This window comes from Escherichia sp. MOD1-EC5990, from assembly GCF_002965285.1.
GTDB classification, from domain to species: Bacteria; Pseudomonadota; Gammaproteobacteria; order Enterobacterales; family Enterobacteriaceae; genus Escherichia; species Escherichia coli_F.
The window spans coordinates 173,929-192,223 of sequence record NZ_PTRV01000004.1 but is presented as its reverse complement, the minus strand read 5'-3'; the positions used below and the strand labels follow the sequence as shown (position 1 = coordinate 192,223).

Below are 18,295 nucleotides of genomic sequence, written 5' to 3'. Positions count from 1 at the left end.
TCGTATCCGTCAAAACGGTATACAGAATAACACATCAGCCGCTAAAGACGTTACCTGCGCCCGGGGCGGTTTTCAGCACCCAAACACGTCCATAGTGGTTGTACCAACCTGCGCGGTGTCCGGCTTCCGGCCCGATACCTTGATAAATATCGAAGTGTTGGCCTTTGATTGCACCACCGACATCCAGCGCCACCATCAGCCGCAGTTCGTACTGACCGTTAAATTTGCCGTTATTATCCAGCAGCGGCACTTCTGCCAGTAAGGTTGTACCAGGCGGGATAATGGAACGATCGGACGCAACTGAAGCGCGACCAACCAGCGGCACCGCACTTGCCCCTTTCACCGGAGCAAAAGATTGCGGTTTAAAGAAGACGAAAGACGGGTTCTGTTCCAGCAGCTCGCGAACCTCGGCTTCACTGTGTGTTTCACCCCAGTGACGAATCGCCTGCATCGACATATCTTCTTTTTTCACTTCGCCACGGTCAATCAGCACCTTACCAATACTGCGATAGGCATGACCATTCTTTCCGGCATAGCTGAAGAAGTTAAGCGGACTGCCATCACCAAAATCGATATACCCGCTACCCTGCACATCCATAATGAAGTTATCCATCAGAGAGTTGCTGTAAGCGAGGATGTATTTATCGCTCAATGCTCCCGCGTAGATCTCCGCACGAGACGGCAGACGACCACGTTTTGGTGGCATACGGTAAATCGGATACTGGAACTCGCCCTGGCGGGTATGGCGTGCCTGAATTACCGGCGTGTAATAGCCTGTAAACTGCACGTTACCATAGTTGTCGGCACCTTCCATCTGCCAGGCATCAATGCCGAACTGACGCATATTGCGGGTATCACCGCCTGCGCGTAGCCACTCCTGCACCGCATTATAAACATTACTCTGGTTGCCATACAGACGCGGTGACGAAGTACGGATATGGTTAATTTGCTCGGCAAAATCACCGGCGTTAATTGGCGCGCCAACGGCATCTGGCTGGTTTACCAGAGAGAAAGGCTGGGTAAATTTCCCGTCTTTATATTGCTGTCCGCGATCGGTTGGTTTGGAAGAGCAGGCGGCAAGCATTGCCACAACCGTGCCCATAAGAAGGTACTTTACCCAACGTCCTTTCATTGTTCTCTTCTTCAGTTTAAAAAATAAGGCGCAATGAAGATAACAAACCGCCGCGTTTAATGAAATGAGCAGCCTCTCCCTGACGCAAATTTTGCACAAAAAACAGGCTTTAGTGATTTGTTTTTGCTCAAAATCATACCAAATCCGTGATCTGGGTAAAAAAAAGGTTGCATGAAAACGCGAGCGGAGTATAGTGCGCATCCACGGACGCGGGGTGGAGCAGCCTGGTAGCTCGTCGGGCTCATAACCCGAAGGTCGTCGGTTCAAATCCGGCCCCCGCAACCAACACTTATGATGCTGATAAACCGCAATGTGTTTCACAAATTGCGGTTTTTTTGTACCTGAAATCTTCCTTAGCTGAACTCACAGCACGTTTTTTATCTCCCTTCCTGCAAAGAAATCTATTATCGACCTGGCAACGTATATCCCGGTTTGCTGGTATGACTCAACGGTGGCGGCCGCAATATGCGGCGTTGTAATGATATTCCTGGCATGTAGCAATGGGCTAAATTGCGCTAGCGGTTCAGAGCTAAACACATCCAGTGCTGCAAAAACATTTCGTTCTTCAATTACCTGAAGTAAAGCACCCTCATCCAGCAACTTTCCCCTTGCGGCGTTGATGATAAGAGCACCATTGCGCATCATCGACAAATATTTATGACTAATGAAGTTCTCCAGCTCCGGAGAAAATGGCAAAAGAACGATGATGACATGAGACTGCATAAAGATATCTTCAATTGATACGAACTGAACTCCATCTTTGCCTGCGGCCTGGAAATCGGGTTGTTTATCAAAAGCTAAAAGCTCAACATCAAAACCAGATAACCTTTTCGCCAGTGTTTTGCCAATATTGCCGTAGCCAAGCAGGCCAATACGTTTACCTTGTAACTCGCAGCCATGCGACTCGCCCCAATAACCATTTTGCATCGCATGATAGCTACCGGGGATATTTCTCATGCTCGCAAAAATAAGACCAATGATAAATTCCGCGACTGCATTTGAATTAATCCCAACAGCATTATTGACCACAATACCTGATTGTCGAGCCGTATGAAGATCAATATTATCAATCCCTGTCCCGAATCTCGATATTATTTTCACTCCTGGTAGTCGCGATAACGTATCCGCTTGATAACAATCTTTTCCGGCAATGACTGCGCAAATAGATTCTCGTAATACTGTGGATTCTGATTTAACCAGATGCTCCACATTATTCTTGATAATAAGGTTAAAATGATTTTCTCTTAGCAGCTTGCTGGCAGAAACACAACGCGCTGAAAAGCTGGGAACGGTGACCAGAACGTTTTTCATAGCTGACACTCACATCAATGAACGCCACCCCAAAAGATGGCGTGACCGGTTACTGTTTTATATTCTAAAATTATGAGTTTGCTTTAATACCGAGCGCACCTCCTGGATGATATAAGCCGAAATCAGCACGAGTAAACTTTTTCAATTCGGAGAGCGCAAGCGCCACCGCATCACCAACAACCAGAACGACTGTTGATGAGCATGACGGCGCTAAACCTAAATTATCCGCCTCACTTTTTACGGGAATTTCAACGGATAAATCACAACTTATCGCAAGCGATGAGCGATGACTGCGGGTAAAGGAGATCAAATAATTACCCATTTTTTTCAGACTAGGTAGTGTTGCCAGGATTTCTGTCGTCTCACCACTGTTTGAAATAAGAATAACAACATCATCTTTCGCCACCATCCCAAGATCGCCGTGTACGGCTTCAGTACCGTGAACAAAAAACGAGGGAGTTCCAGTGCTGGCAAATGTTGCGGCGAGTTTTCGGGCAATAATACCGGACTTACCGACACCAATAAAAACAACTTTCCCCTGACAAGACTGTAATACTTTAATTAAATTTGCGACCTCCGAAAGGGGGGAATCAATAACTTCTTCAACTGCTTTATGTTCGTTACGCATAAAATGTTTAATGAGATGGATAAGATCCGTGCTGTTCATTTTTATTTTCCTTGATTAATATTTTTAATTACACTCGCAAGACGCGTAAGCCCCATATATAATTTTTCTCGACCGCAGGCCAGGTTCAGACGAAGGTAGCCCTCCCCCTCCGTTCCATAGACATTCCCCGCCATAATGCCCACTTTGCCTTCATGAATTAATCGACTGTAGAATTCATCAAAGGGATAACCAATAGCAGAGCAATCTATCCACGAAAAATAGCAACCATCAGCAGGCCTTACGATCAATTCTGGAGTATTTTCGTTCAGATACTGCTGGGTGAATTGAATGTTAGAGGCAATATGTGCCTTTAATGACTTTAACCATCCCTCACATTCGTTATAGGCAATAATAGTTGCAATTATATTCAGTACGGATGGGGAGTTTACAAAATCGCGATATCTTGATATCGTCCTGAACTTATGATTAAAATTATCGTCAGTTGAAATCATATACGATCCTGTTAGCGCAGGAACATTAAATGTCTTCGATATCGAATTAAACACCACTACTTTTTCTTTTTTTATTTTAAGCGCAGATGTAAAGCTACGATTAAAAACAAAATCACTGTGAATTTCATCTGAACATAACCAGACATTATGTCTTGCACAGCTTGCAGCGATTTTATGCAGATCTTCTTCCGACCAGACGGTTCCTGTCGGGTTATGAGGATTACATAATAACACTATCTTTGCGCTTTGAATCTTAAGATCAAAATCTTGCCAATTGATAGCGTAGCCCCCCTCATTTTTTATAATCAAAGAGGCTGTCAGAATATTTCTCTCGCTATGTTTAATTATATCAAAAAATGCATTATAGATAGGTGTAAAAACGAGAATATTATCACCATGCGATGTCAATAACTCTATTGCTTTAGCAATGGAGTACATCACGCTTGGGCTATAGGTGATCCATTCTGGTTTGATTTCAGTTTTATATTGTTGATGATACCAATTGGCTATCGCATTCAGATAGTCATCATGCTGCCAACGGCTGTACCCTAAAATCGGGTGTTCCAGACGTTTTTTTAATGCCCTGATGATAGCTTCCGGTATCGGAAGATCCATATCTGAAATAGAGAATGGTAATACATCTTTTACACCAAATCTGTCCTCGCAAAAGTCCCATTGGGTACAATATGTTCCTTTGCGGGAAATAGGAGTATTAAAAACATCCATCAGCATATCCCCATGTAGTTATCCATATCCCGACGCAAGGCGATGACTTTAGTACCGATAATGACTTGTAGGGTATTTTGATCAAGTTTAACAACCGCAATTCCGCCAGCTCTTTTTATTGCTGCCTCGTCAATCAATCCCATATCTGCGATTGTTAAACGTAAACGAGTTACGCAATTATCCAGGGATTTAATATTCTCTTTACCACCAAGTGCCTTAACCATCTGCTCCGCTGCTTGCAGCTCTGATTTATCAAGCGTTGGGATATCCGCTATAGCCGTATCCTCATGAGCGTTCAGCGTGACAGGACTAGACTCTTCACGGCCTACCGTCATCAGGTTAAATTTGAGAATAGTCCAACGGAACACAAAGTAATAAATAAAGAAATAGGCCACTTCGACACACACCGCTATTGGCCAACCTGTTCTTGTGCCACGCAATACGCCAAAGCTAATAAATTGAATCAGATCGCCAGTAAATCCCATCTTCACGCCCATATATGGCAAGACCATGTTGGCGAATCCATTCATAAAGGCATGGAAGACAAACAGCAGTGGACTGACAAATAAGAACAGAAATTCAATCGGTTCGCTGACGCCACCAATAATGACTGTAAGCACCCCGGAAATAAGCAATGCTTTGATAGCTTTTCTGTTTTGAGCATGAGCAGTGCGATACATCGCCAGCGCGGCACCAGCCAGACCATACTGAATCATCAGTTTGCCCTGTTCCATTTTCCCCGCCAAATCCAGCGGAATGACCGCATTCTCTTTGACGTACGCCATAAACATGTTCAGGGTGCCATAATACTCTTCGCCGCCGATCACTGCCGATCCGCCGATGGGGGTAAAGCGGAAAACTGACGTCACCAGGTGATTTAAACCAAAAGGTATCGTCACGCGTTCGGCGACTGCATAGAAAAAATAGCCAACAGGACCGGAAGTTGAAATCCAGTGGCCAATGAGCATGAAAAGATTGAAAAATGGCGGCCAGATAAAAGGGATGATCAGACCAAATCCGCTCATCACAATCAGTGTAATAATAGGCACCAGGCGTGGGCCACTATAAAATCCTAATGATTCAGGAATACGTAAGTTAACGATCTTTTTATACATACTGGCGACTAATAATCCTGCTATAATCCCACCCAACACACTGGTATTGTAGGACTGGATTCCCAGAATAATGGTTTGCCCATGTGTCGACATTTGATCAGCAGCGACCAATAAGTCATGTTGTTTAAGATAAAAGTTCGTTCCCAGATGCATCGCCATGAAACCAATTAAGCCAGAAAAAGCGCCATAGGCTTTATCCTCTTTCTCTTTTAATAACCCCAGAGGTATAGCTATCGCAAACAATACAGGTAAATTGACAAAGGCAAACAAACCAAGGCTAACAATAAAATCAAGAATGGTTTTAATTACGGGAATAGCCAGTAGTGGAATTAATTTTGCCATATCATCGCTGGCTAAACCACTTCCTAGCCCTAACATCATGCCACATACACTTAGCAGAGCGATGGGATACATAAATGCCTTTCCCAGGCTCTGAAAAAAACTCCAGGCTTTCTTTTGTTTCATGCGGGTTATCTCATATAAATGTTATATATAATTAGTCCATTAATACTTTGGTGCGAATAGAGAGATATAGTTTTTCTTCCAAAATCAATTCATATTTAAAAGTGGCGTACAAATACCTTTCAATTTCATGAATTGCGCGCTGTAACAGAATGTCTTTCTCAAGAAACTGTTCATAGAGATCACCAATATCTTTCTGTTTTATTTTTTCATTGCATAATACGCGATTTGAAAAATATTTAAGGTGTATCATGAACCTGGAATAATTAAATGAACTTCTGTCCACCTTTCTGTTATAAACAACTTCAATAAGCCCCGTGATTATTTGCGACAACTCAATAATCCGTACTGATTCATAATCAACTGAATTTTCATAATTATTTAAGATATGCAATGCTATAAAACCAATCTCATCATCAGGAAGTTGAACGCTGAATTGCTCATTAATGATAGTTAATGCATCGCGACTTATCGCATACTCTGCTTTGTACAACGCTTTGATTTCATCAAGGAAAACATTATTAATTTGTATGCCTGAAGCGACTCGGGATATTGCATTCGAAATGTGATCAGCAAGAATCAATAGTAGCGATGGATTGAGATTTTTTTCGAGATTGTTCTCCGCATATTGCACTATTTTTTCGGCAACAAAAACATACTCAATATCCACATGCTCAATCAATTTGTAGAGTTTATTTTTTTGTTCATTTCTGACATAAAAAATCCGGTTAGCCGGATGCTCAGGGACCGACATTCCATATTTTTTGTTGTAACCGACGCCAGGCCCAGAAATGATAACCTCCTGTCCATTCATCGATGCCTGTACACAATTATTGTTCATGACTTTTTCGATGATCATTCCATAGCTCCAAAAAAAAAGGCAAGGCACGTCAGAAGTAATAATTACTTCAAACATTGCCTTGCCTGATTTAACAGTTACAAGATGATTAACTAATGCATATACATTACACGGAATTGTGCTTAATTAAAGAGATGGTCGGCTTATTTTTCAAGCCGACATTCAAATATTCGACATCAGTCACAAAACCAACGTCTAATATTCAGGTAAATATTATCTATTCAACGAAATATAAATTCATTGAATAAATAAAAACATTATCCCCTTCTCGCCAGCGTCGCCCCATCGGCAAAATACGCTTTTATCCCTGCGAGGATTGATTCCGCAACCTCCTGCTGGAAGGTTGCCGTTTTCAGTTTACGTTCTTCCTCAACGTTACTGATAAACGCCGTTTCGACCAAAATGGAGGGTATATCAGGCGCTTTCAGCACGGCAAACCCGGCTTGTTCAACCTGATTTTTATGCAGCTTGTTGATTTTACCGAGCTTATTCAACACAGCTTTACCAAACTTCAGACTGTCGGCAATGGTCAGCGACTGCACCATATCGAACATAGTATGGTCGACATAACGGTCGCCGCTCTTACTCACGCCACCAATCAAGTCCGAGGCGTTCTGAGTTTGCGCCAGATATTTTGCCGCGGTACTGGTTGCACCTTTGGTAGAGAGCGCAAACACAGAGGAACCGCTCGGCTGGCGACTGGTAAAGGCATCGGCATGAATAGAGACAAACAAGTCAGCACGCTGTTTCTGTGCTTTTGCTACGCGCACTTGCAACGGAATGAAGATGTCTTCATTACGGGTCATGTAAACTTTCATATTGCCCTCTTTCTCAATCAGAGAGCGCAAACGGCGGGCAATTTGCAATACCACGTCTTTTTCACGCGTTTTGTATTTCCCCACCGCACCGGAGTCTTCGCCGCCATGGCCAGGGTCAAGCATAATGACAATCGGACGATCGCGCCCTGCTTTGCCTGGCTGCGGGCCACTCTGCGCAGGCGGCACCTGCTTTTCGAGATCGCCTTTATTGTAATCCTCCAGCAGCGCCAGCAGCGGGTCCTGCATGTCCTGAGCATTGGCAGGATAGAGATCCATCACCAGACGCTCTTTAAACCCGGCGACCGGAGCAAGGGCAAACAGCTGCGGTTTTACGTTTTGCTTTAACTCAAAAACCATCCGCACGGTTTGCGGGTCAAACTGCCCGACGCGCGCCGACTTGATGAACGGGTCATCAGCACGAATTTGTGCCGCCATCCCCTTGAGCACTGAGTTCAGGTTTACATCTTCGATATCCACCACCACGCGTTCAGGGTTACTCAACGCGAACTGCTTATATTTCAGCTGACGATTAGATTCTACCGTCACACGGGTGTAGCTGGACGCAGGCCAGACGCGCACCGCCACGACCTGGCTGACCGCAGCCAGACTGACCTGACTTACGCTCAATAGCCACATGGCACCCGCGCCTTGCAGTAAACGACGACGGCTGATTGCTGTGTTGGATCCCGACATGCATCTCCCGAGCAAAAAAATCTAAGCTGTGTAACAAATAAACGACTAATTTGACCGGAAACTTTAGCGAAAGACGCATAATCTGTCATCTAATAAACGGTAAACATTCTTTTTATATTCACGGCATTACTGATAAAAAAGTTGCTCATGCGTAAAATTTGCACTTGCACCCAGTGAAAAAACAGAATAAAAATACAATAATTACGAATAATCATGCAAAGAGGTGTGCCGTGGTGAAGGAACGTAAAACCGAGTTGGTCGAGGGATTCCGCCATTCGGTTCCTTATATCAATACCCACCGGGGAAAAACGTTTGTCATCATGCTCGGCGGTGAAGCCATTGAGCATGAGAATTTCTCCAGTATCGTTAATGATATCGGGTTGCTGCACAGCCTCGGCATCCGTCTGGTCGTGGTCTATGGAGCGCGCCCGCAGATCGATGCGAATCTGGCAGCGCATCACCACGAACCGCTATATCACAAAAATATACGCGTGACCGACGCCAAAACACTAGAACTGGTGAAGCAGGCTGCGGGAACATTGCAACTGGACATTACTGCTCGCCTGTCGATGAGTCTCAATAACACGCCGCTGCAGGGCGCGCATATCAACGTCGTCAGTGGCAATTTTATTATTGCCCAGCCGCTGGGCGTGGATGACGGTGTGGATTACTGCCATAGCGGGCGTATCCGGCGGATTGACGAAGATGCGATTCATCGTCAACTGGACAGCGGTGCGATAGTGCTGCTGGGGCCGGTCGCGGTTTCAGTCACTGGCGAGAGCTTTAATCTGACCTCGGAAGAGATCGCCACTCAACTGGCCATCAAACTGAAAGCTGAAAAGATGATTGGTTTTTGCTCTTCACAGGGCGTCACTAATGACGACGGCGATATTGTCTCCGAGCTTTTCCCTAACGAAGCACAAGCACGGGTAGAAGCTCAGGAAGAGAAAGGCGATTACAACTCCGGTACGGTGCGCTTTTTGCGTGGTGCGGTGAAAGCCTGCCGCAGCGGCGTACGTCGCTGTCATTTAATTAGTTACCAGGAAGATGGCGCGCTGTTGCAAGAGTTGTTCTCACGTGACGGTATCGGTACGCAGATTGTGATGGAAAGCGCCGAGCAAATTCGTCGCGCAACAATCAACGATATTGGCGGCATTCTGGAGTTGATTCGCCCACTGGAGCAGCAAGGTATTCTGGTACGCCGTTCTCGCGAGCAACTGGAGATGGAAATCGACAAATTCACCATTATTCAGCGCGATAACACGACTATTGCCTGCGCAGCACTCTATCCGTTCCCGGAAGAGAAGATTGGGGAAATGGCCTGTGTGGCCGTTCACCCGGATTACCGCAGCTCATCAAGGGGCGAGGTTTTGCTGGAGCGCATTGCCGCTCAGGCGAAGCAAAGCGGATTAAGCAAATTGTTTGTACTGACCACGCGCAGTATTCACTGGTTCCAGGAACGTGGATTTACCCCGGTGGATATTGATTTACTGCCCGAGAGCAAAAAGCAGTTGTACAACTACCAGCGTAAATCCAAAGTGTTGATGGCGGATTTGGGGTAAGTGGTGGAAATCGCCAGATGCGACATGCGCAATGCCTGGAGGCATGATAAACACGCTAGCATCGCATCAGGTATTGACGCTCATCGTCGGATGCGGCGTGAACGCCTTATCCGACCTACATCAAATCAAAGGTGTTGATGGCGGATTTAGGGTAAGCGACGGAAATCGCCAGATGCGCATATGCGCAATGCCCGGAGGCATGACAGGACGCGCATGCGTCGCATCAGGCAATCACGTTTATTCCCGCGAACTAAACAACGCCGCCAGACCACTGCGCCGCTCAGTACGAGTGGCGATTGCCGCACTTAATATGCGCTCATCGGCATACAACGACAGACGGCGACGCGCGCGGGTCACCGCAGTGTAAACCAGCTCTCGCGTTACAACTGGCGTGCGTTGGCTCGGTAAAATCAACGCCGCATGGTCAAACTCCGATCCCTGCGATTTATGTACCGTCATCGCCCACGTGGTTTCGTGTTCTGGCAGGCGGCTCGGTTGCACAGACTTAATATTGCCATCCGGCATCGCAAACCAGACGCGCGTCCCCTGCCCGCGATCCAGCGCAATACCGATATCGCCATTAAACAACCCAAGCGCGCTGTCATTACGGGCAATCATTACCGGTCGGCCTTCGTACCAGCGTGAGTGCGGATGACGATGAATTTTGCGCTTCTGTTGCATAAACTGCTCAATTCGCTCATTCAATCCAGCCACACCAAACGGCCCTTCCCGCAGGGCGCACAAAAGCTGGTATTCATTGAACGCCTGAATGATTAAATCCGGCTCGGCACGCGCTTGCAGCAGATCCAGATAACGCCCGTAACCCGCAAGAGCCTCCTCAAGCATCGCAATATAGTCTTCGCCGCTCTGTAAGAGCCGTTTTTCGATATCAGTAAAATCCTGCTGAAAAACGGTTTTCACTGCCGTTTTATCACCACGGTTGATCGCCGCAGCTAACTGACCAATGCCAGAATCGCTGCCGAAACGATAGCTTTTTTGCAGCAGGCAGAGACTGTCGCGCAAAGATGCCGCTTCTGTGCCAGTTCCTGACGGAACGTGAGTTCCCGTCAGGCGGCTTAGCTGCCCGGCACGCTCGGCGGTAAAGCCGGCATTGGCATAAGCGCAGATATCGCCCAGCACAGCCCCAGCCTCAACCGAGGCCAGTTGATCACGATCGCCGAGAAAGATCACTCGCGCATGATCGGGCAAGGCGTCGATCAGTCTCGACATCATAGGCAGATCGATCATTGACGCTTCATCTACCACCAGCACATCAAGATGCAGCGGGTTACCGGCATGATGACGTAAACGCTGGCTACCCGGCTGCGCACCCAGCAATCGGTGCAAAGTGCTGGCATCTTCCGGAATGCGTTTCTTTTGTTCATCGGTCAGCGGTAACTGGCGCAAAGCCTTGCCGAGAGATTCGGTTAAGCGCGCGGCAGCTTTACCCGTTGGTGCAGCCAGACGGATACGGCAGCGTTCGCCGTCTGCCATTTGAATTAACGCTGCCAGCAACTTCGCTACGGTGGTCGTTTTACCGGTGCCAGGGCCGCCGGAAATCACCGAGATCCGCCGCGTCAGCGCCACTGCCGCCGCCACTTTTTGCCAGTTAATTTCATCGCTTACTGGAAAAAGTTTGTCCAGGGTTTGCGCCAGTAGAGCTTCATCAACCTCAATAGCATGATTCACTTCGTTGAAAAAGCGTGCCACTGTGCGCTCGTTACACCACATGCGATTCAAATAAAGACGATCACCACAGAGGATCATCGGCGTTGGTTCATCTCCCCGGCTGACCGCTTGTGAAGCCAGCAAGCATTCTTCCCAATTTTGTAACTCACCGATTTCGCTGACGCAGGTTGCTAACAGCGGATGTGACTCCTCGTTATTTTCCAGTCGTGAGAGCGGTAAACAGACATGCCCTTCCCCGGCGTCGTGGCTTAACAGGGCTGCCGCGAGGGTGACGGCAGGATGTTCATCTCCCGCCACGGTCAGGGCAAATTGCACATCCAGCGGGCGTAGCTGTTTGTGCTCCACAGCTTCCAGTAATTGCTTTTGCAATTTCATTACGCCTCCTCCAGGGTCATACCGGCAAACATCTCATCCATCAGGTCAATCAACCCGGCGTTGGGTCGGGTTGTGTAAATCCCTTGTTGCGGATGTTCTTTATCAACGCCACGCAGGAAAAGATAGATAACGCCGCCAAAGTGACGATCATAGTCGTAATCAGCAATGCGATGGCGCAGATAACGATGCAGCGCCAGGGTATAAAGCTGATATTGCAGATCATAGCGGTGTGCCTGCATCGCCGCTGCCATAGCCTGTTGGGTATAAGCCGAACTGTCTTCACCCAGCCAGTTGGATTTATAGTCGAGCAGGTAATAACGCCCTTCGTGGCGGAATACCAGGTCGATAAAGCCTTTTAACATGCCGCGTACCTGCATGAACTCCAGCGGCGGGCAGCCAGCGGATAGCGGATCAAACTGGCGAATTAGAGCATCAAGCTGGCTGGCGATGAGCGGTTCACTAATCGGCAGGTAAAACTCCATCTCCACCTGTTTATCGCGGTCGGGAAGCTGATTCAGGCTAACACCCGTTTCATTGAGAGGTGCCTGGAGGACAGCCGTGATCCACTCGGTCAACACTGGTTCCCACTGCACTTCAAAGCCGCCCAGTTCCAGTTTTTCCTGTACCCAGTTCGGGTCAACCGGCTGGGTAAAATCGAGGTCTTCAAACAAACTGTGCAAGAATGTCCCTAGTGACGCACCACGCGGGAACTGATGCGGTGTTAACGTCGGTTCTTCTACAGTGCTGACCACGCCTGCGGCATCAACATCCAGCCGTGGCATCAGATCCTGAGCGATACCGTGACCACGCTGCTGCAAACCGGAGTAGCTGGTGACACGCCAGTTATCGCCGGGCAATCGTTGTAGCGTCCTCGCATTCAGTTCTGCAGTTAAAGCATCATTAACCTGCCAGGGCTGGTTATCACCCGTTTGTGCCGTTTGCCAGGCAATATCATCATCGCATAACGCTTCAATACAGGTGCGAAGCCCTGCCGCATCTTGCGGTTCCCCTTTTTGCAGCAAACGCCCGAGCGCACTTTGGTGGACGTCGGTGTCACCTTTTTTATCGCCACGACGGCGCACCAGCGGTGCAACGCCGAGACTGCAATGCCAAACCGAACGCGTCAGCGCCACGTAAAGCAAACGCAGATCTTCCGCCAGACGTTCGGCCTCCGCGAGGTCGACACTTTCTGGTGCAGCGTTAAGATCCAGAACGGCCTCAAACGAGTGGCGATCGTGATAAAACGCCTGATCCTGGACGCGGAAATTGGTGATAAACGGCAGCCAGACCAATGGATATTCCAGCCCTTTCGATTTGTGGATCGTGACAATCTGCACCAGATGTTTATCACTTTCGAGACGCATTTGTTGGCTGGAGGCATTACTGTCTGGCTCGAGGATATGTTGCGATAACCAGCGTACCAGCGCATGTTCACTTTCCAGCTGCGTTCCGGCTTCTTGTAGCAATTCGCTGATATGCAAGATATCGGTAAGACGCCGCTCACCGCCTGCTGTTGCCAGCAAGTTTTCTGCAATGTTACGCGCCGACATCAGCGCCCGCAGCATCGGCATAACGCCACGTTTGCGCCAGATTTGCCGATAACCATCGAACTCTTCGACTACCGCATCCCACGCATGTTCGTCATTATTCAGCGTTTCAATATCCAGCGCATTCAGCCCCATCATTGACGTTGCCAGCGCACTGCGCAGGGTGTTCTCACGTTCTGGTGTCATCACCGCCTGCAACAGCCAAAGCATCTCCTGTGCTTCCAGTGTTTCAAAAACACTGTCGCGGTTCGAAAGGTAAACGGAAGGGATTTCCAGCAGCGTTAAGGCATCGCGCACTTGGGCGGCTTCCTGGCGGCTGCGCACCAGCACACTGATGTCCGAGGCACGTACCGGTCGCGCATCATCGCCGTTCATCAGCAACGCTTCCCCGCGCTGCCCGGCTTGTAACCAGTCGCGGATTTGCGCAGCACATACCTGCGCCATGGTACTTTGATAATCGCCAACGCCGCAGCTTTCGCCTTCCATCAGCCACATTTTCATCGCAGGCTGCGTTTCACCTTTAAACACAAAACGTAACGCCTGATTTTTCCCGGCTGATTTCACTGGAATAAACGGTATTTCGCGAAACATGAACGCGTCATCAGTCTGACTGAAAAGCTTATTCACGCTGTTCACCATTCCTGGTGCGGAGCGCCAGTTGGTATCTAAGGTGTAGTGGGCGTGAACTTCGCTACGCGCCTTCATATAAGTGAAGATATCCGCACCCCGGAATGCATATATGGCCTGTTTCGGGTCGCCAATCAGCAACAAAGCGGTTTCCGGCTGATGGTGCCAGATACGGCGAAAAATTCGGTACTGCTGGGGGTCGGTATCCTGAAATTCATCAATCATTGCCACCGGGAATCGCGTACGGATCGCCGCTGCCAACACCTCGCCGCTTTCGCTACGCAGCGCGGAATCAAGCCGACTTAACATGTCATCAAAACCCAATTCGCCACGGCGGCGTTTTTCACGCGCTACTGTTTCGCGGATCTCTGCCAATGCGCGGGTGATCACCAGATCACGGATCGACAATGGTTCTGCAAGCAGTTGATCGATCGCCTCAAACAGTGGATGTCGCGGGGTTTCCCCCCCGGCTTTCGTGCGATCTTCTAAGAAACGCTGAGAGAATTTTTCCAGCGACTCCGGTAACTGATAACTGTTGGTCTCTTCTTCTGCCCAGGCACTGATCTTCTCGATCCATTTAGCCTGATTGCTACGGTTAAACTTGCGTCGATCAATACCAGAAGATTCGATCAGCGCATCCAGTTCACCCACTGCGTCGCGCCACTGCTGTTTTACCGTATCAATACGCGCCACAATTTGCGCGTGGCGGGAAGCCAGCGTTTCATCATCGGGCGGCGGTGCTTTGATAACCGGTGCTTCGCCTTGCAGATAATGATTAATATCGCGCAGCAACGCCTGCGGTCCTTTCCAGGTTTCAAAGACCACCTGGGCAATTTCACGCGGCAGCGGGTAGCAGTGGCGACGCCAGAAATCGGCGCAGGCCTGGTAGCGTAGCAGAGACTCATCTTCAATCAGCTGCTGCTCAAACAGCATGCCGGATTCAAAGGCATTCAAGTTGAGCATGCGCTGGCAAAAACCGTGAATAGTAAAGACTGCCGCTTCATCCATCTGCCGTTCGGCTAACAACAACCACTGCGCGGCTTGCGCTTTATCGTCGATCTCTTCCAGCAGGCGTTCGTACAGTGGATTGTCGGTGGTTTCACGCAGACAGGCGATGCGCAACTCGTGGATATTGCTACGGATACGACCGCGCAATTCTGCCGTGGCAGCCTCGGTAAAGGTCACCACCAGCAGTTCTTCAACGGTCAGCGGGCGGGGAAAGGCGGCAGAACCGCCTAGTCCAAGTAACAGGCGCAAATAGAGCGCCGCAATCGTAAAGGTTTTGCCTGTGCCGGCAGAGGCTTCAATCAGGCGCTCGCCCTGTAAGGGCAAGCGCAAAGGATCTAGTGTCTCGGCGACATCACTCATTCTTTTCACTCATCAGGGGCATTGTTTGCTGCAACGCGCTGACGTTCTCCCACACTTTCCAGCCTTCAGGATGCACATATTCGGCTTTCCCGTTCTGGCTGCCGGAAATCTGCGACAGAATAGCCATGCCTTGCGGCTCGACCACCGCCTGATGGAAGAAATCAGCAAGTTTTTGCGGCGTCAGCAGTTTTATCTGGGCCACGATTTTATCACGCGAATCGAAGCGCATATTGCCGCGATCGAAATCTTTACTTAACTTCGATGCTTCTTCGCCGAGCGTTTGCGGTGCCTGCAGCATCTGGGTTATTACCGCCTGCTGGATTTGCGCAAACTCTTCTGGCTTCATCGTCCGCAATTTTGCCTCTGCGGTTGGGAAAAACGCCTTGTAACGCTCCCACAAGAATGAAGGCTGTTTATCATTGCTTTGCAACAGGAAGCCCATGCCCCACTGACGTCCCACGCTCATTGGAAACGCAAACACGGCATAGCCCAACTGTTCTTCGGTACGCAACTGATTGTAGAACCACGGCTGTACGATCTGCCCCAGCAGAGAGCTATAGGCTGAGCTGGTGTATTCATCGTAGCCAGTCGGTACAAATACCGCTGCCAGTGCGGAGTCGGTGCTGTTACCGGCTTTTTCAAAGATGACGGATTGTTTTTTATCGACCACGACATCTTTGTTACGACACCACTCCGAACCATCAGCGCCCAACTGTTTTTGCACATCGCGTGCCAGCGTTGTTGCCTGGGCTTCGGTCATGTTGCCAATAACCATAAACTCTGGTCGAGCCCCTGATTTTAAGGCGTCGCGATAGGCCAGCACCTCTTTCAAAGTGATTGAAGACAAAATTTTGCGCCGTTCATCTCGCGAGAAGTACGGCACTTGCGAGAGCATCTGCGCGGGCATAATCGCCTGCTCGAACGCTTTGCCCTTTTCTGCGGAATCCATCATCTGGTTATACCAGGACTTCGCCTGCTCAAGCTGATCTTCCGTAGCGGTATAGCTAAAGTAGCCCTCCAGCAGAGCCTGGAACAGCTGCGGCAGGCGCTGGGTGTAACCATTGGCATTAACCATAAGGCCGTTGTTAGCATTGGTGGAAAAACTTATGCCACCAACCGACGCCTGGTTGCTTAACTGATCAAGCGCCAGTCCGGCAAGATAATCATTGAGCGCAAACATCACCTGATTGCGGGCGCTGTCCATGGCTTTCGGGTTACGCAAAATCAGGCTAACATCAGCTTTGGGTTCGCTGGCAAAATAACGGCTTGGCGCATACACCACGCGCAGATTCGACTCATCAACAATCAGCTCTGGATGGTCGTATTTCTTCTCTGACTTAATCAGCGAGAAATCGTCAGGAATATAAGGGTTAAGCTCTGGTAAAGAGAGCACAATGTCGGCGGCTTTTTTCTGCCAGTCGGCGAAAGTTTGTGCGCTAATTTTATCTACCTGATACGGCGCATCGACAAAGTAAGCCGTTTTGTTGTGCGGCTCTTTCGGGCTGATATACCAGATACGCGCATTCTGCGGCGTCATCATCGCCAGGCGTTCTTTTACTGCTTTAGCATCGTACCGATCGGCAATATTGACTGCATCCAGCGTATGCTCAACAGGAACGCGAATCATGGTATCTGCCAGCCATTCGACGTAATCCATATCACGGGTGATTGACGGATAACGAAAGTCGATATCCAGCACATTCGCCAGTTCATCGAAGTATTGTTTATCAATCCCTTTTTCGCGTAACAGATTGAGGTAGCTAAAAATGGCCGCCACAACCTGATCGCGATTCGCCAGACCTTTATCGGTTAAAGACGCAGAGATCGCTAATACGCCGCTGTTGCCGTTGACGATAGGATCGGAATTGGCGCTAATGCCCTCAACTAATCCCTGCTTTTGCAGCCAGTCAGAAAGTGTACCTGGGCTGCGATTACCAATCAGATAGGTAATCAATTCATCCGTTTTACTACGGAACTTCGCTGAATTGTTATCGATGCGAAACTCAACGCGCAGAACTTTACGCGGCAGCGCCGGGACGTAATGAATGATAATGCCCTTTTGCGCGTCGGTGACTACCGGCACGGTGATTTCCGGTTTTTTGCTCTCTTTGTTCGGCACGCGACCAAAAGTGTCCGCCGCCATTTTTGCCAACTCCGACAACGGTTTATTGCTGTATATAACCGCCTTCATCAGATTGGCAGAGTAATATTTCTCGTGGAAATCTTTCAGCGCCTGCTGTACCGGATTGCCGGGTTTATCGCTTAAAGTTTCGAGGTTACCACCAGAAAACTTTGAACCTGGGTGTGCCGGGTTAATGGTTTCTGCGCTGACCTGTGCCATGCGCATCCCATCACGCGTACGCGCCATGGTTAATTCAGCGTTCACCGCATTACGCTCACGTTCGGCGTATTTCTTCTCGAGCAAGGGTTCAGCAATAGCATCGGCCAGGCGGTCTACCGCACCGGGTAAGGCGTCGTTCTCAACTTCCAGATAGAAAGCCGTGCGATACGGTGCCGTGCTGGCATTGTGGCTGCCGCCGTGCATTTTGAGGTATTCAGCCAGACTGTCAGCCTGCGGGTACTTTTTCGAACCCATCAGACTCATATGTTCAAGGTAATGTGCCAGCCCCTGGTACGCCTCGGGATCTTCCAGCGACCCAACGGGCACCACCAGCGCCGAGAGCGATTTAACCGCCTGCGGGTCAGAAACCAGCAAAACCACCATACCGTTATCCAGACGTATAGCCTGATACTGGCGGTTATCTTTATCACTTTTACGGATGGTTTCCTGAATCGGCTGCCATCCCGTTTCTGCCTGACTTAAGGGTGCCCAAAGGGCAACAAACAACAATAATGCTTTGAACCAGGTGCTGCGGGGCATTCACGGACCTC

General features: G+C 48.9%; 11 protein-coding genes and 1 tRNA gene. 2 read left to right on the top strand and 10 right to left on the bottom strand.

Annotation, left to right across the window (positions count from 1 at the left end):
• Positions 1–34 precede the first annotated feature (34 nt).
• Positions 35–1,132 (bottom strand): murein transglycosylase A, encoded by a 1,098-nt coding sequence (gene mltA / locus BEB42_RS06620; RefSeq protein WP_000678652.1) that lies wholly within the window; start codon positions 1,130–1,132, stop codon positions 35–37.
• A gap of 208 nt (positions 1,133–1,340) precedes the next feature.
• On the opposite strand from mltA, the gene BEB42_RS06610 reads away from it, so the two are divergent.
• Positions 1,341–1,417: transfer RNA gene (locus BEB42_RS06610), tRNA-Met, on the top strand.
• 78 nt (positions 1,418–1,495) lie between these two features.
• Here the strand turns inward: BEB42_RS06610 and BEB42_RS06605 are convergent.
• The 6 genes from BEB42_RS06605 to amiC all read right to left on the bottom strand — a co-directional run bounded on the left by BEB42_RS06605 (position 1,496) and on the right by amiC (position 8,235).
• Positions 1,496–2,443, bottom strand: coding sequence for a phosphoglycerate dehydrogenase (locus BEB42_RS06605; RefSeq protein WP_001318019.1), 948 nt, complete (start codon positions 2,441–2,443; stop codon positions 1,496–1,498).
• A gap of 70 nt (positions 2,444–2,513) precedes the next feature.
• Entirely contained in the window at positions 2,514–3,110 is a 597-nt protein-coding gene (locus BEB42_RS06600; RefSeq protein ID WP_001089172.1) for a KpsF/GutQ family sugar-phosphate isomerase, read from the bottom strand.
• Between the two features lie 2 nt (positions 3,111–3,112).
• Positions 3,113–4,288, bottom strand: coding sequence for a MalY/PatB family protein (locus tag BEB42_RS06595; protein ID WP_105267242.1), 1,176 nt, complete (start codon positions 4,286–4,288; stop codon positions 3,113–3,115).
• Positions 4,288–5,868 carry a PTS transporter subunit EIIC gene (locus BEB42_RS06590; RefSeq protein ID WP_000810571.1) on the bottom strand — a complete coding sequence of 527 codons (1,581 nt, stop codon included), beginning with the start codon at positions 5,866–5,868 and terminating at the stop codon, positions 4,288–4,290. Before BEB42_RS06590 ends, BEB42_RS06595 begins: the two co-directional genes overlap by 1 nt.
• A 31-nt stretch (positions 5,869–5,899) precedes the next feature.
• On the bottom strand, positions 5,900–6,724 hold the full coding sequence (locus BEB42_RS06585; RefSeq protein ID WP_001352978.1) for a PRD domain-containing protein: 825 nt from the start codon (positions 6,722–6,724) through the stop codon (positions 5,900–5,902).
• Positions 6,725–6,981: 257 nt separating this feature from the next.
• Complete coding sequence (gene amiC, locus BEB42_RS06580) at positions 6,982–8,235, bottom strand: N-acetylmuramoyl-L-alanine amidase AmiC (protein WP_000016907.1); 1,254 nt, start codon at positions 8,233–8,235, stop codon at positions 6,982–6,984.
• 230 nt (positions 8,236–8,465) lie between these two features.
• Here amiC and argA point away from each other — a divergent pair, with 230 nt between their 5' ends.
• Entirely contained in the window at positions 8,466–9,797 is a 1,332-nt protein-coding gene (gene argA / locus BEB42_RS06575) for an amino-acid N-acetyltransferase (RefSeq protein ID WP_000237940.1), read from the top strand.
• 237 nt (positions 9,798–10,034) lie between these two features.
• On the opposite strand, the gene recD is transcribed toward argA, so the two are convergent.
• Genes recD through ptrA form a run of 3 tightly spaced genes read right to left on the bottom strand, consistent with a single transcriptional unit; the run spans position 10,035 to position 18,284 of the window.
• Positions 10,035–11,861: an exodeoxyribonuclease V subunit alpha gene (gene recD, locus BEB42_RS06570; RefSeq protein WP_000775992.1), complete on the bottom strand. Its 1,827-nt coding sequence runs from the start codon at positions 11,859–11,861 to the stop codon at positions 10,035–10,037.
• On the bottom strand, positions 11,861–15,403 hold the full coding sequence (gene recB / locus BEB42_RS06565) for an exodeoxyribonuclease V subunit beta (RefSeq protein WP_074500930.1): 3,543 nt from the start codon (positions 15,401–15,403) through the stop codon (positions 11,861–11,863). Before recB ends, recD begins: the two co-directional genes overlap by 1 nt.
• On the bottom strand, positions 15,396–18,284 hold the full coding sequence (ptrA, locus tag BEB42_RS06560; protein ID WP_001138181.1) for a pitrilysin: 2,889 nt from the start codon (positions 18,282–18,284) through the stop codon (positions 15,396–15,398). Before ptrA ends, recB begins: the two co-directional genes overlap by 8 nt.
• Positions 18,285–18,295: the final 11 nt, after the last annotated feature.